The organism is Actinomyces oris (genome assembly GCF_006546825.1).
Taxonomy (GTDB): domain Bacteria; phylum Actinomycetota; class Actinomycetes; order Actinomycetales; family Actinomycetaceae; genus Actinomyces; species Actinomyces oris.
Window position 1 is genome coordinate 270,651 of record NZ_VICC01000005.1, and the last position, 15,356, is coordinate 286,006.

11 protein-coding genes are annotated in these 15,356 nt (G+C 65.2%); all 11 read left to right on the top strand.

The window, feature by feature from the left end; genetic code table 11:
- Positions 1-423 precede the first annotated feature (423 nt).
- Positions 424-3,795, top strand: a complete 3,372-nt coding sequence (gene ileS, locus FK267_RS07405; RefSeq protein WP_141406804.1) for an isoleucine--tRNA ligase — start codon at positions 424-426, stop codon at positions 3,793-3,795.
- Positions 3,796-4,202: 407 nt separating this feature from the next.
- Entirely contained in the window at positions 4,203-4,970 is a 768-nt protein-coding gene (locus tag FK267_RS07410) for an ATP-grasp fold amidoligase family protein (protein ID WP_232622550.1), read from the top strand.
- A gap of 410 nt (positions 4,971-5,380) precedes the next feature.
- Positions 5,381-6,559 (top strand): tyrosine-protein kinase domain-containing protein, encoded by a 1,179-nt coding sequence (locus FK267_RS07415; protein ID WP_232622551.1) that lies wholly within the window; start codon positions 5,381-5,383, stop codon positions 6,557-6,559.
- Between the two features lie 819 nt (positions 6,560-7,378).
- Positions 7,379-9,304: a polysaccharide biosynthesis protein gene (locus FK267_RS07420; protein WP_170198616.1), complete on the top strand. Its 1,926-nt coding sequence runs from the start codon at positions 7,379-7,381 to the stop codon at positions 9,302-9,304.
- Positions 9,304-10,515, top strand: a complete 1,212-nt coding sequence (locus FK267_RS07425; protein ID WP_141406806.1) for a DegT/DnrJ/EryC1/StrS family aminotransferase — start codon at positions 9,304-9,306, stop codon at positions 10,513-10,515. The genes FK267_RS07420 and FK267_RS07425 overlap by 1 nt, the downstream gene beginning before the upstream one ends.
- Positions 10,512-11,198, top strand: coding sequence for a sugar transferase (locus FK267_RS07430; RefSeq protein WP_075378398.1), 687 nt, complete (start codon positions 10,512-10,514; stop codon positions 11,196-11,198). The genes FK267_RS07425 and FK267_RS07430 overlap by 4 nt, the downstream gene beginning before the upstream one ends.
- A 31-nt stretch (positions 11,199-11,229) precedes the next feature.
- The gene (locus tag FK267_RS07435; protein WP_075378397.1) at positions 11,230-12,012 is read left to right on the top strand and encodes a glycosyltransferase family 2 protein; all 783 of its coding nucleotides are present in this window, start codon (positions 11,230-11,232) and stop codon (positions 12,010-12,012) included.
- Positions 12,013-12,077: 65 nt separating this feature from the next.
- A complete protein-coding gene (locus tag FK267_RS07440) occupies positions 12,078-13,229 on the top strand; it encodes a glycosyltransferase (protein ID WP_075378396.1) in 1,152 nt (383 codons plus the stop codon).
- A 9-nt stretch (positions 13,230-13,238) separates the two neighbouring features.
- Positions 13,239-14,345, top strand: a complete 1,107-nt coding sequence (locus tag FK267_RS07445; RefSeq protein ID WP_141406807.1) for an EpsG family protein — start codon at positions 13,239-13,241, stop codon at positions 14,343-14,345.
- Entirely contained in the window at positions 14,345-14,773 is a 429-nt protein-coding gene (locus FK267_RS07450) for a serine O-acetyltransferase (protein ID WP_075378394.1), read from the top strand. Before FK267_RS07445 ends, FK267_RS07450 begins: the two co-directional genes overlap by 1 nt.
- Before the next feature lie 87 nt (positions 14,774-14,860).
- Positions 14,861-15,356 (top strand): polysaccharide biosynthesis protein (locus FK267_RS07455; RefSeq protein WP_487246602.1); only part of this gene is annotated, 496 nt, incomplete at its 3' end.

The window sequence follows — 15,356 nt, forward strand, 5'->3', positions numbered from 1 at the left end:
CGCTGGCGCTGGGGTCGGGGCTGGGCTAGGGAAGGTGGTGCCCGCCGCTATTCCACCGCCGGGTGTGGGGAGGATGACGCCGCCAAGCCGCGGCGTGAACTGGCCCCGGCGGCACGCCCCCCACTACACTCCCCGGAGCAAAGGCACTGACCCGGCCATCACCGGCGAGCCTCCGGAAGAACCGGACCCCGGCGCACCAGCGTCGTCGGCCCTCAGTAGAACCGGACGGGACAGCCCGTCACAGCTGGAAACGAAGCGGTCGTGCACACCGTCCCTCTCAGGGCGCGCAGCACGGCAAGCGAGGTGGTACCGCGGTGCGGCACCAGCCGGGCACCAGTCCCGGTCGGGAGCCGACGTCGTCCTCGTCAGGCCCCGGGCACCCGCCCGAGGCGGCAGGAACGAGTGAGACGAGAGCACACCGCGATGGCTGAGAAGATGGCTGACAGCACCACCGCCGACGGCAGCGAGCCGACCGGCGCCGCCTTCTACCCCCTGCACCGCCCGGGGGAGCAGATCGATCCCTCGCCCTCCTTCCCCGCCATTGAGGAGGACGTCCTGGCCTACTGGAAGGCCGACGGCACCTTCCAGGCCTCCATCGACAACCGCGGCGAGCCCTGCGACGAGTTCGTCTTCTACGACGGCCCGCCCTTCGCCAACGGCCTGCCCCACTACGGCCACCTGCTGACCGGCTACGTCAAGGACGCCGTCGGGCGCTACCAGACCCAGCGCGGCAAGCGCGTCGAGCGCCGCTTTGGCTGGGATACCCACGGCCTGCCCGCCGAGCTCGAGGCCCAGCGTCTGCTCGGCATCGACGACGTCACCGAGATCACCCGCCCCGGCGGCATCGGCATTGAGAAGTTCAACGAGGAGTGCCGCAGCTCCGTCCTGCGCTACACCAAGGAGTGGGAGGACTACGTCACCCGCCAGGCCCGCTGGGTCGACTTCGACAACGACTACAAGACCCTCGACCCCGACTACATGGAGTCGGTGCTGTGGGCCTTCAAGCAGCTGTGGGACAAGGGACTGGCCTACCAGGGCTACCGCGTCCTGCCCTACTGCTGGCACGACCGCACCCCCTTGAGCAACCACGAGCTCAAGATGGACGACGACGTCTACCAGGACCGCCAGGACAACACGGTCACGGTGGGCCTGCGCCTGGAGGAGCCCCTGCGCCAGGGCGCCGAGCGCCCCGAGCTGGTCCTCATCTGGACCACCACGCCCTGGACGCTGCCCTCCAACCTGGCCATCGCCGTGGGCCCCGACGTCGAGTACGTGACCGTCCACGTCGACGAGGACCTCGACTCGCCGGTGGCCGGCCAGGACGTCGTCATCGCGAAGGACCTCATGGGCTCCTACGCCCGCGAGCTCGGCGAGGACCCGCAGGTGCTCGCCACCTGCACCGGGGCCGACCTGGTGGGGCGGCGCTACCACCCGATCTTCGACTACTTCGACGACGCCTCCCACCGGGCCGAGGGTTCCGCTCCCGGGCCGAACGCCTGGACGATCATCGCCGCCGACTTCGTGACCACCTCCGACGGAACCGGCCTGGTGCACATGGCCTCGGCCTTCGGTGAGGACGACATGATCGCCTGCACCGAAGCCGGCATCGAGACAGTCGTGCCCGTCGACGACGGCGGCTGCCTGACCGAGGAGATCCGCGACTACGCCGGGCTGCAGGTCTTCGAGGCCAACAAGCCCATCGTTGCCGACCTGCGCGACGGCACCGGCCCCCTGGCCCGCCGCGACGAGAGCCGGCGGGCCGTCCTGGTGCGCCAGGCCTCCTACGTGCACTCCTACCCGCACTGCTGGCGCTGCCGCAAGCCGCTCATCTACAAGGCCGTCTCCTCCTGGTTCGTGCGCGTCTCGGCGATCCGCGACCGCATGGTCGAGCTCAACCAGGACATCGACTGGTACCCCGGCCACATCAAGGACGGCATCTTCGGCAAGTGGCTGGCCAACGCGCGCGACTGGTCGATCTCCCGCAACCGCTTCTGGGGCGCGCCCATCCCGGTGTGGGTCAGCGACAACCCCGACTACCCGCGCACCGACGTCTACGGCTCCTACGCCGAGCTCGAGCGCGACTTCGGTGTCAAAGTCACCGACCTGCACCGCCCCTTCATCGACACCCTCGTGCGGCCCAACCCCGACGACCCCACGGGCAAGTCCATGATGCGCCGCATCCCCGACGTCCTGGACTGCTGGTTCGAGTCCGGCTCCATGCCCTTCGCCCAGGTGCACTACCCCTTCGAGAACGTCGACTGGTTCGAGTCGCACTACCCGGGCGACTTCATCGTGGAGTACATCGGCCAGACCCGCGGCTGGTTCTACACCCTCCACGTCCTGGCCACCGCCCTGTTCGACCGGCCCGCCTTCACCTCCTGCGTCTCCCACGGCATCCTCCTGGGCAACGACGGGGCCAAGATGAGCAAGTCGCTGCGCAACTACCCGGACGTCTCCATGGTCTTCGACCGCGACGGGGCCGACGCCATGCGCTGGTTCCTGCTCTCGGCGCCGGTCATGCGCGGAGGCAACCTCGTGGTCACCGACAAGGCCATCCGCGACACCGTGCGCCAGGTGGTGCTGCCGCTGTGGAACACCTGGTACTTCTTCGCCCTCTACGCGGGCCAGGTGGGCCAGTCCGGCTACGTCACGGGTGGCGTCGACCTTGACGACGCGAGCCTGTTCGCCAAGCACGGCGGCCTGCACGTCATGGACCGCTACGTCCTGGCCCGCACCAAGGACCTGACTGAGACGGTGGCCGCGCAGATGGACGGCTACGACATCACCGGGGCCTGCGCCACGATCCGCGACTTCCTCGACGTGCTCACCAACTGGTACCTGCGCACCTCGCGTCAGCGCTTCACCGACGGCGAGACGACCGCCTTCGACACCCTGGCCACCGTGCTGCGCGTGCTCACCGAGGTCATGGCGCCGCTGGCGCCGCTGGTGAGCGAGGAGATCTGGCGGGGCCTGACCGGTGGGCGCTCCGTGCACCTGACCGACTGGCCCGCGCTGCCCGGCCACGTCGCCAACGCCGAGCTCGTGGCGGCCATGGACGAGGCCCGAGCCGCGGTCTCGGCCGCCCTGAGCCTGCGCAAGGCCGAGAAGCTGCGCGTGCGCCAGCCGCTTCGCAGCCTCACCATTGCCACGGCCGACCCGGCCGGGCTGACCCCCTTCCGCGAGCTCGTGGCCGAGGAGGTCAACGTCAAGGAGGTGCGGGTCCTGGACGCCGAGTCCGCCGGCTACGAGGCCCGAACGGACCTGGCCCTCAACCCGCGCGCCTTCAGCCCCGAGGTCCGCAAGCTCACCTCCAAGCTCTTCGCCGCCGTCAAGGCGGGGGAGTGGGAGCTCACCGAGGACGGGGACGTGCGCTTCAACGACGTTCTGATCGACGCCACCCCCGTGGTCCTGGAGGCGGAGGACTCCGCCTTCACCCTGACCACCCGCATCGAGGTCGACGACGACTCCCTGGCCGCCACCATGCTGCCCTCGGGAGCCTTCGTGGTCCTGGACACCGCCCTCGACGACGCCTTGGAGGCCGAGGGCTGGGCCCGCGACCTGGTGCGTCTGGTCCAGGACGAGCGCAAGGCCTCCGGCCTGCACGTTGGGGACCGCATCCGCCTGGAGCTGAGGGTTCCGGAGGACAAGGGCGCCTGGACCGGTGCCCACCTGGACCTCATCAAGCGGGAGGTCGGCTGTGTGGACGCCTCCGTCGTGGCGGTCCCGGGTGCCAAGGAACCGACCGCCACGGTTGAGAAGGTCGCCGAGTCGGCCGCGGAGACGGGCGAGGCCTGACTCAACACGCCCAGTAAATTACTTTACAAATATATCTGGTGTGATGCAGGATAAAGCCGTTGTCCGACCACCAGGGTCTGGTTGGGCAACGGCGTGCTCCTGTTCCCCCAGGGTCGCTTTTCTCATCTCCCTAGCTGGTACTCGTCAGGCCGCCAACATGGCGGTCTGAGGGGCGTGCGCGCGTCCCCTTCCTGGGGTGGGGCTGCCGGCACTCTCATTAAGAGGTGTTGACAATGAGTGTCAAAGGTGCTGCAGAAATCATTTTCTCCCCGCCGGTTCAGAACTGGTTGAAGCGGGTGATCTACCGTCATAACTGCCGGATGTCACCGGATCACTACCGTTCTGCGCTCAAGCACTGGTACTGGCTGTTCAAGTGTCGTCCCTGCCACGTGGAGGAGCCGCGCACCATGACGGAGAAGATTCACTGGCTCAAGCTCTATGACTCCACGCCGGTCAAGGGGCGCCTGGCGGACAAGTACCTGGTGCGTCAGTGGGTTGCCGGCAAGGTCGGGGAGAGGTACCTCGTACCCCTGCTGGGTGTGTGGGACTCACCTGATGAGATCGACTTCGAATCCCTCCCGGACAGCTTCGTTCTCAAGGCCACGCATGGCTCTGGCTGGAACATCCTCGTGCCTGATAAGAGTGCTCTCAATGTGGCGAGAGCTCGTCAACGCCTGCGGGAGTGGCTTGGCTTGCGGCAGGCGATGAAGGGCGGCTTCGAGCTGCACTACGAGTACTGCGAGCCGCGCATCGTGTGCGAGCCCTTCCTACGTGACGCCTCAGGCGGACTACGGGACTACAAGTTCATGGTGTTCGACGGGGTCGTCCAGTTCATCTTCACTGTGGACCGGACTCGGGGGCGTGTGCTGCGGGGGACTTACCTACCTGACTGGACTCGAGCGCCTTTTGAGTACACCTGTGAGGCCGACCGGGCCCCGGACATCCCGGCCCCCGCAGGTCTGGAGACCATGCTTTCTCTGGCTGGCGACCTTGGAGAGGGGTTCGCCTGTGCACGCATCGACTTCTACGAGGTTGATGGAGACGTCTACTTCGGCGAGATCACCTTCACGGATGCTGATGGACTGTCAGACTTCACTCCCTCGCGTTATGATCGCGTGTTCGGAGACCGGATCGTCCTGCCAGAGAAGAAGTGCTTCAAGGGTGTCATGCTGTGACGGAGTAAGCGGGCAGAGAAGGTAGTTCGTAGACTTCCTACGAAACGAGTTCGCTTCATTGAGAAGAAATGTTCAAGAACTCGTCGATGATATGAGTGCTTCCTCATTAAATCGACCGGACGCTTGCGTGTCATGACCTCAGGTGTGTTACTGTCTTGACCGTAAATAATGGCGCGCTTTCAATGGTGTTTCGCATTGATGGCGCCCTGCTCTGTCAACCCTGATTATTATCCGGTGGTGCGTAGATGACGCTTGAGGACCTTCTTCACCTGACCCGTCGACGTATTGGATCCCTGGTTTTGGCGCTTGTTGTGTGCGTACTGGCCTCGATGCTGTTCGCTTTCGCCTCGCCAAGCACCTATACGGCGACTTCCCAAGCCTATCTGCGCGTGAAAGTGGCGGGAGATCCGGTGCAGAGTACGCTTTCTCAGTACAATGCGGCACAGCTCGCCGCAATGAAGGCCGACGCTGTGGTCCCCGTCTTCACCTCGGCTGCGGTCGCTCAGCGTGTCGTGGACTCGCTCAAGCTGGATGAGACGGCGGAGGAGTTCGCCTCCTCGGTCTCTGCGACCAGGGTCCCCGAGACGGTGTCGGTGCAGGTCTCTGCCACTGCCTCCTCGTCACACCGGGCTCAGGTCCTGGCTGACGAGGTTGTTCGCCAGGCCTCTGTTGAGATCAAGGACCTGGAGGGGGAGGACTCTCCCGTGGAGATCGTCCTGTTGTCCTCTGCTGAGCTGGTCAGCGCGACCCGTTCGCCGGCCCTGGTGACCTGTATGGCAGTGGGGCTGCTGGCCGGGCTGGTCCTGGGTTATGTCTGGATCCTCGTTCAAGAGCTGCTCGACAAGAGTCTCAAGGGGCCCGAGGAGGTTCGTGAGGCGCTGTCGGTGCCGTTGCTCGGTGCCCTGCCGCGGGTTCCGTCGCTGCGGTGGCTGAGTCGAGGGGCGGAGCTCAAGATGGAGGAGCAGCTGCGTGTGGCCCGCACCAATGTGCTTCATGCGTTGTCTCAGGGCGGCCGGCGAGTCATGGTCGTCACCTCGGCTGGTCCGCAGGAGGGGACGTCGGTGACCGCTGCCAGCCTGGCGCGGGTTCTGGCTCTGTCTGGGCATCGGGTTGCCCTAATCGGAGGAGATTTGCGTGCGCCCAGTACAACCGAGCTACAGGGCAGTCCCGGGCTCGCCGACGTTCTGACTGGCTCGGCGTACCTCGGTGAGGCTCTGATCAAGGGGGCAGTCGAGGGTTTGGAGGTTCTGCCTGCAGGTCGAACGCCGGCGAATCCCTCCGAGCTGCTGGGGGCCCCTATGATGCGCGATCTACTGCGTGAGCTGGCAGCAGACCGGCTGGTCATCATTGATGCTCCGCCAGTCCTCCGATTCACTGACGGAGTGGTCCTGGCGGCCCATGCCGGAGGCGTCATTCTCGTGGCGCGTGCTGGTCGTACCAGCGCGGAGGACTTGCGTGAGGCGGCCCTCGCGGTCGAGCAAGGGGGCGGGCGCATGCTTGGAGTGGTACTCAATAATGTGTCGGAGCTCGGAGGGAAGCGCAAGAGCGTGCGGGGCAGTGTTGTTCCTGCCGAGAGTGTGCCTGCCTAGGTTCCTGATGTACGTCATGGTCGGCACGTGGGGAGGGTGTAGGACCTGGTGAGACAATCATTGCTGGTCCCGAAGTGCCTTCGGTGAGCATGCTCCGCCTCTCGTCTTGGGTGTGGTGTCGCGCTACGTTCTTTCGTGTGCGAGGAGCGTGCTGAACACACACCGCCACCGTCAAGATGTTTATGGAATTGTTATTTCCATCAGTGTAGATGCGTGCTAGTCACGTGACATTAGCGGTCTTCGACATTGTTTCTTGTTATTTCAAGCAATCAACGGGCGTTGATTGTTGAATTCATATCATCTACTGGCGTTGCTTCTGTAAATAAACGATGATTACGAGCAAATCACGTTGGAATCTTCCAATCGGTGGCATCTGATGTTACATTGATGTGGAGCCGTGAAAACGGCAAGTGCTCGTGTTGGCTGAATGCGCTTCAGCTGTCATGTTGTTGATCTGTTGTCGCTTGCTTCGGTGATTGCAGTCGTATTCTCCAGTCCGTCCAGCGAATCAGCTGATGCTGTTCGCTCATCCGCAGATTGAAACCCTGATGACATTTGAATTCTGTCGCTCCTGCCAGTGCGAATCGCTTGATCAGAGTTCCTCGCTCACAGGCGGCACGTCCTTTACCTGTCGGCTGGCACATTGGAGTGTGACGACCCATGGCTGAGACGCGTCAGTGCTCCTCCGATGCGACAAGCCGTCTCGACGGGAGTACCGGGAACCGAGAGCCGGATCCGGAGTCGTTGTCGTCCCGCGCATCCGAGAGATATGAGGCGTTGGCCGTCTCCAACGCCTCTTCGCCGATCGGATCCGTGCCCATGCAGCAGCCTGCTCGTGGACCGGCGTGGGTGAACCTGCCCGTGTGCCGGATTGAGCCCATCGCCCTGATGGTCGTCGATGTCCTGGCCACCTATGTGGCCCTGTACTGCGCGGCCTGGGGGACTACGAAGTGGGCAACCGCGACGGGGGCAACCGGTGGCCTGCTGGCCGTGGGTATCCTCGCGGTTGTCAACGTCGGGGTCTTCGCCGCCTTCAAGATGTACAACAGCCTGTGGCGCTACGCCTCGATGACCGAGGCGTTGCGGATTCTTTACGCGACCGTTGTCGGCTCGGTGTGCGGGGATCTGCTGTTCTCTTTGGCCTTCGACGGCGGGCTGTCAGTGCGCTCCTACGTCATGGCCTGGGCACTGCTCGCCATCATGACCGCGGGCACTCGCCTCGCCGTCCGGGCGCTGTGGCACAGTCGCGCCCAGCGCAGTGCTCGAGCAGGTGAGCAGGGCGCCCGCCCCCGTACTCTCATCGTAGGAGCCGGGCAGACAGGCTCGCTGACCATCAAGCGCATGTACCTGGGGGACGAGGACATGTGCGGAGAACCGGTGGCCCTTGTCGACGACGACGTCACCAAGCACGGTCGCCACGTCCACGGCGTCAAGGTCCATGGCGCGTGTGACAACATCCCCCGAATCGCCCGGGAGTGTCGGGCCGAGCAGATCGTCCTGGCCTGCCCCTCGGCGCTGGCCTCGGAGCGTCAGCGCATCCTGTCCATCTGCCTGACAACGGGCCTGAGGATTCTCACCCTCCCGAACGTACGGGACCTGGCCCAGCAGGATGACGGACGGATCGCACTGCGGGAGGTCGAGATCTCCGAGCTGCTCACCCGTGACGAGGTCGCCTTCGACTCCACGGGGATGGGGTACGTGCGCGGCCAGGTCGTCCTGGTCACCGGTGGCGGCGGATCCATCGGCTCCGAGCTCGTCCGTCAGCTCATCGAGGCCCGGCCGAGCCAGATCGTGATCTTCGACGTCTACGAGAACACGGCCTACGAGCTGCTCCATGAGATGCAGCCCAAGGCCACCGAGCTGGGGGTGACGCTCTCGGTCGTCATCGGCTCGGTGACCAACGAGCGCATTGTCCGCGACTGCTTCGAGCGGTACCGGCCCAAGGTCGTCTTCCATGCGGCGGCGCACAAGCACGTCCCCCTCATGGAGGACAACGCCCGTGAGGCCGTGGAGAACAATGTGCTGGGCACCTGGATCGTCTGCCGTCTGGCGGAGGAGCTCGGCTGCAGTCACTGCATCCTGGTCTCCACCGACAAGGCGGTCAACCCCACCAACGTCATGGGAGCCACCAAGCGGCTGTGCGAGCTGGAGATCCAGGCCCTGGCTCAGACGAGCCGCTCCACTGTCTTCGCCGCGGTGCGCTTCGGCAACGTCCTCGGCAGCCACGGCTCGGTCATCCCGTTGTTCAGGCGCCAGCTCAGATCAGGCGGACCGCTGACCGTCACCCACCCCGACATCACCCGCTACTTTATGACGATCCCTGAAGCAGCCCAGCTGGTCATCACCGCCGGGTCCATGGCCCGGGCCGGAGAGATCTTCATCCTGGAGATGGGCAAGCCTGTGCGTATTTTTGACCTGGCCATCAACCTCATCAAGCTCTCAGGCCTGCGAGCGGGGCGTGACGTCGAGGTGGTGTTCACTGGGTTGCGGCCTGGCGAGAAGCTCTACGAGGAGCTGCGGATGGACGGAGAGGACCTGCACCCCACCGAGAACAAGTCCATCCTCGTCTCCACAGCGTCGCCGCCCACCATGCAGGAGGTGGAGGAGACGATCGCTCGGCTGAGGAGATGCCTTCCTGAGGGGAATGACGAGATCAAGCGGGAGCTCGTTCGCGCGGTGCCCACCTATCACCCACGTTTTGACAACAGTACGAATCCGTCGCCGACAGTGAGGAAAGCTGGCTGATGCGTGTCGATTTCTCACCCCCAGACATCACCGACGCCGAGTGCCAGGAAGTGGTGGATGCACTGCGCTCTGGCTGGATCACCACCGGACCGCGCACCAAGACCCTGGAGAAGCAGGTGGCGCAGCGCTGCGGAACCGCCCGGGCCGCCTGCCTGAACTCCGCGACCGCCTCGCTGGAGCTGACCCTTCGGGTCCTCGGCATCGGTCCCGGAGACGAGGTCATCGTCCCGGCCTACACCTATACGGCCTCGGCCTCCCCGATCGTCCACGTGGGCGCCACCCCCGTGATCGTCGATGCCGGCCAGGCCGACGGCGGCTACGGGCTGGACCCCGGTGCCCTGGAGGCCGCCATCACCCCGCGGACCAAGGCCGTCATCCCGGTCGACATCGGTGGGCGCATGTGCGACTACCCGGTGCTGCGCGCGGTCGTCGACAGCCACAGCCACCTCTTCACCCCGGCAGGGGCGGTTCAGGAGGCGCTGGGACGCGTCGCACTCGTCGCCGATGGCGCCCACAGCTTCGGCGCCCGGCGCGACGGCACGCCCTCGGGCAGCGCCGCCGACTTCACCACCTTCAGCTTCCATGCCGTGAAGAACCTGACCACCGCGGAGGGCGGTGCCGTCACGTGGAGGCCGGAGCTGGGCCTGGACGAGGAGCTCTACCGCCAGTACATGCTGCTGTCCCTGCACGGGCAGAGCAAGGACGCCCTGTCCAAGACCCGCCTGGGCGCCTGGGAGTACGACGTCGTCAGCCCCGCCTACAAGTGCAACATGACCGACGTATGCGCCGCGATCGGCCTGGCGCAGATGACCCGCTACGACTCGATGCTCGAGCGTCGGCGTCAGATCATCACCCGCTACGACCAGGCCCTGGCGCCGGCGGGCGTGACATCACTGCGGCACTACGACGACGGGAGCGTCTCCTCCGGGCACCTCTACCTGGCGAACCTGCCGGGTCTGGGGGAGGAGGCGCGCAACGAGTTCATCGAGCGCATGGCGCGCGCGGACGTGGCCTGCAACGTCCACTACAAGCCGCTGCCCCTGCTGAGCGCCTACCGCGACCTCGGCTTCTCCATCGAGGACTTCCCGCAGGCCTACGCCCTCTACGCCAGTGAAGTGAGCCTGCCTCTGCACACCTCTTTGACTGACGAGCAGGTCGACTACGTCATCAGCTGCGCGCTCGAGACGCTCGCGGCGATGGGCCGCTCATGAGGATGCCGCCCTGGGAAGAGCTGCCGGACGCCCTGCGGACCGAGGAGGTCCGCCCCTACTACGAGGTGCTGGCCCGGCGCGGTCTCCAGCTGCGGCTCAAGCGCCTGCTCGACGTCGTCGGAGCGACGATCCTGATGGTGCTGCTGGGGTGGCTGTTCATCATCCTGGCGGCCCTCATCAAGCTGGACTCGCCCGGGCCGGTGTTCTTCCGCCAACGGCGGGTCACCCAGTTCGGACGCGAGTTCCGGATCGTCAAGTTCCGCACCATGACGCACCGGCCGGCAGACCCCGGCGACCAGATCACCCGGGGCAACGACCCCCGGGTCACGAAGGTCGGAGCGGTGCTGCGCCGGTACCGGCTCGATGAGATCAGCCAGCTCATCGACATCCTGCGCGGCACGATGAGCTTCGTGGGGACCAGGCCGGAGGTGCCCGAGTACGTCAAGCAGTACACCCCGCAGATGCGGGCCACCCTGCTGCTGCCGGCCGGAGTCACCTCTACGGCCTCCATCGAGTTCAAGGACGAGGCCGAGATCCTGGCGGCCGCCCCGCCGGGTCAGGACGCCTACCTCACCCAGGTCCTGCCGGCCAAGATGCGCCTCAACCTGCGCGACGTCCAGAACTTCAGCATCGGGCGAGATCTGTCGATCGCGCTGAGAACCGTCCTGGCGGTGGCCAGGTGAGGCGCGCAACGACAACACCTAAGGAGCAAGCATGACAGCAGGCACTGAGCACGATCGCGAACCGGACTCCGACCTGGTCTCCATCATCATGCCGACATACAACTGCGGCGCCTTCATCGCCGAGACCATCGCCACCGTCCAGGCGCAGACCCACCCCCGCTGGGAGCTGCTCGTCGTCGACGACTGCTCCACCGACGACACCACTGACGTGGTGGGGGCCCTGGCCAAGGACGACCCGCGGATCCGGTACGTGCGGCTGGAGACCAACAGCGGAGCCGCCATGGCCCGCAACCGGGCGATGGAGCTGGCCCAGGGGCGCTACATGGCCTTCCTGGACTCCGACGACCTGTGGCACCCCGACAAGCTCAGGCGCCAGATTGACTTCATGACCTCGCGTGACGTGGCCATGTCCTGCACCGCCTACGCCCAGGTCGACGAGCAGGGCGTGCCCACCGGCAGGATCGTGCGCAGCCCGGCCAGGATTAGCTATAACCGCCTGCTCCTGGACTGCCCGGTGGGCAACTCCACCGTCATGTACGACGTGGCGCGCCTGGGCAAGTTCGAGGTTCCCAACATCCGCAAGCGCAACGACGACGCCCTGTGGCTGCGCATGCTCCGCACCGAGCCCTACATCTGGGGGATGCCGGTGGTGCTCATGAGGTACCGGCTCCGCTCGGGATCGGTGTCGGCCAACAAACGGAGCCTGGTCAAATTCCACTGGACGCTCTACCGCGACATCGAGCATCTCAGCGTCCCCCGCTCCGTCTTCCACATCGGCGTGTGGGTCCTCATCAAGACCCTCAAGGTGAAATGAGGACGAGCGTTAGCAGGACGAGCAGCTCCCCGGACCGGTCCGGGGTCGACGGAGGGAGGCCGGCAATGAGCCAGGAACAGTCATCGACCACGCAGGACCTTGGGGGCGGCCCCCTGAGGGTCCTGCAGATCAACTCATCTATATCCCGGCGCTCCGGAGTCATGAGCGTGCTTATGAACTACCTCAGGCACATGGACCACTCGCAGGTGGTGTTCGACTTCTTCTGCTACGCCACACCAGACGAGACCCACCGTGAGGAGATCGAGGCACTGGGCGGGCGCTGCTACGTCATCGATGCCGGCAACCGTATCGGGCGCATCCGGTCATCCCTGGGGCAGGTGCTGGAGCAGCATGCGGGGCAGTACCCCGTGGCGCACCTGCACGACCCCATCCTGTCGCGCTTCCTCTACCCGGTGGCTCATCGCCACGGGGTGCGTGCCTTCGCCGTCCACTCCCACTCGACCGCCTACTCCGACTCTCGTCTCAAGAGCGTGCGTAACTGGATCGTGTGCCGCAATATTGGTGCCTACTCGGATGCGCGCCTGGCATGCTCGCACGCTGCCGGTGAGTTCATGTTCCGCCGTAGCCGTTTCGAGGTGCTCCCTAACGCCATCGACGTGGGTACCTACCGTTTCGATCGTCAGGCCCGCGTCAAGGCTCGGCGTGCGCTCGGTCTGGGGGACGGCCCGGTAGTGGGGCACGTAGGACGCTTCAGCGAGGAGAAGAACCACCGGTTCCTTCTTGACGTCTTCGGCGAGCTGCTCCGCCTCAGACCTGGGGCGCGCCTCGTGCTCATCGGAGACGGGGCCCTGCGCCCGAGGATCGAGGAGCGCGCGGCTGACAGAGGACTGGCCGACCACGTCCTGTTCCTGGGGGACCGCAAGGACGTTCCTGACCTCTACCAGGCCATGGATGCGCTAGTCCTGCCCTCGCTCTTCGAGGGGCTACCCATGGTGGGGGTCGAGGCTCAGTGCGCGGGGCTGCCCATGGTCTGCTCGGACCGCGTGCCCGACGAGGTCGCGATCGGGGACTGCGAGTTCCTACCGTTGGAGGCTACGCCGGATCGGTGGGCTGCCAAGGTGGCGCAGGCGATCGACCTGGGGCGGGACCTGGAGCGCAGGGCCCAGGGCGCAACCCTGACGCGCACCGCAGGCTTTGATATCACGCGTGAGGCCGACCGACTCGCTCACCGGTACCGGAACCTGGCCGGGCGGTGAGACAGCAGTATGTGGATCCACTTCGCACTGTTCACCACTCTGCTCCTTCCCGCGGCTCTGCTGGGGCTGCGGGGCAGCGCCGGCCGTCGGGGCTCCCCGGCCATCCTGGTCGTGGCCTTCGTGGCCTTCGTGGCCTTCGCCTCCATGCGAGCCGTCAGCGTCGGCAATGACACGGTCGAGTATCACCGCGTCTTCGAGGAGATCAAGGCGACGACCTCCCTCCAGGAGGCCTTCACCGTCAGCCGCTTCGAGTACGGCTACGTCCTGGTCAACTACCTTGTCAGCCGCCTCACGCAGGATTTCAGCATCCTGCTGCTCATCACTTCGGTCTTCGTCTACGGCTCAGCGGTCCTGTTCATCAAGCGGTATGCCGCCAGCTACTCCCTGGCAGTTCTCTTCGCCTTCGGTATGTCCGTCTTCTACGACCTCATGCTCGCTGTGCGCCAGGGCATCGCAGTGGCGATCTTCCTGCTGGCCGTCCCCGCGCTCATGGAGCGCAAGCTGGTGCGTTACGTACTTCTCGTCGTTCTCGCCTCGCAGTTCCACGTCAGTGTGCTGCTGCTACTCGTCGTCTATCTCATTCCGTATATGAGGCTGAGTACATTCGGGGACTGGTTCAAGTGGGGTGCCCTCATCGGTATCGTCATGTTCTCGCTGAACTGGCTCCTAACCTGGCTGCTGATCTCCTCGGCCTACTACGGTCACTACCTGCACAGCGACTATGCAGACGGAGGCGTCCGCTCAGCCACGGTCCTGCTTATCATCACCCGCATCATCCTCCTGCTCCTGGCAGCGACCTGCGGCTGGAACGCCTCGGTGGAGGCCGACCCCTCTGGGCGCACTCGCAACCTTCTGGCCCTGGCGGTGACGGACGTCGCCTTGGTGGTGATCGCACTTGGATTCAACCTCCTGGACCGCATCGAGATGTACCTGACCCTGCCCTTCGCCGTCGGACTGGCCAACCTCGCGGCGCACGGTGAACGGCCCGAGCGCTCCTACGTCAGCGCCCTGCTCGTCGTCATCGCCTTTGCTGCCACCACGATCTTCTTCCTGTACCGCCCCGAGTGGTACCACCTGTTCCCTTACCGTACGTTCCTCGAGGAAGGGCTCCCGTAATGGATCCTGTCTACGTCTCATACTCGGCCGCTCGGTGGCTCTCGCGCCATCATCTTGCGCCCGCCGCATACCTCATCCGCGGAGCTATGCGCGTGGTGTTCGCCTGCGACGTTCCGTATGCTGCCTGTATCGGTGAGAACACAGATTTCCCGCACCATGCCCTGGGAGTTGTGATCCACCCTCGCGCCGTGATCGGCACGGGCTGTCATATCGGTCAAAACGTGACCATCGGTGGTCGCAAGGGCATCGAGACAGTTCCCGTGTTAGGTAAGGATGTCGTCGTGGGCTGTGGAGCGACGATTCTCGGGCCGATCACTGTTGGTGATGGCGCGATGATTGGGGCGGGTGCTGTTGTGATCCACGATGTCCCTGCTGGCGCGACGGTCGCGGGAGTTCCGGCCAGGATCATCAGGGAGACGGCTGCATGACATGGGTTCTGCAGCAGGGTAGTTTTGTCTGCTCATTCAACGCGGGTGATGAGCCCGTCGGAATTGGGGCCCGGAAGGTGCGGTTCGGTGTTGGCAAGCAATAAGGGACGCATTGCTTTCCTGCTGGGCAACACCCTGGTCTTCGCCCTGGGGGGCCTGGCGGTCAAGGCGGTCTCCCTGGTCCTCATGCCCCTGTACACAACCGCCCTGACCGCCGGTGAGTACGGGACGGCCGAGCTGCTCAACAGCGCGATCGAGATCGTGCTGCCGCTGCTGTCGGCGGGCGTGGTGGAGGCGCTCTACCGGTTCTCCATTGACGACGACGTTCCCAAGGATGAGCTCTTCGCCAACTCCCTTTTGGTTCTCGGCGGGGGTGGCTTGTGCACCGGGGTACTGTGCGTCCTGGGCAGCGTCTTGTGGAACATGGAGCACGCGGCAGCCTTCTTCGTCCTGTTCTGCTCGGTGTGCGTCTTCAAGGCCACGACGCAGCTCGCCCGCGGTCTGGGGCACGTGCGCCGCTTCGTGCTCTACGGGCTCATCAATGCCCTCGCCATGGTGGTCTCCACCTACCTGCTCCTGGTCC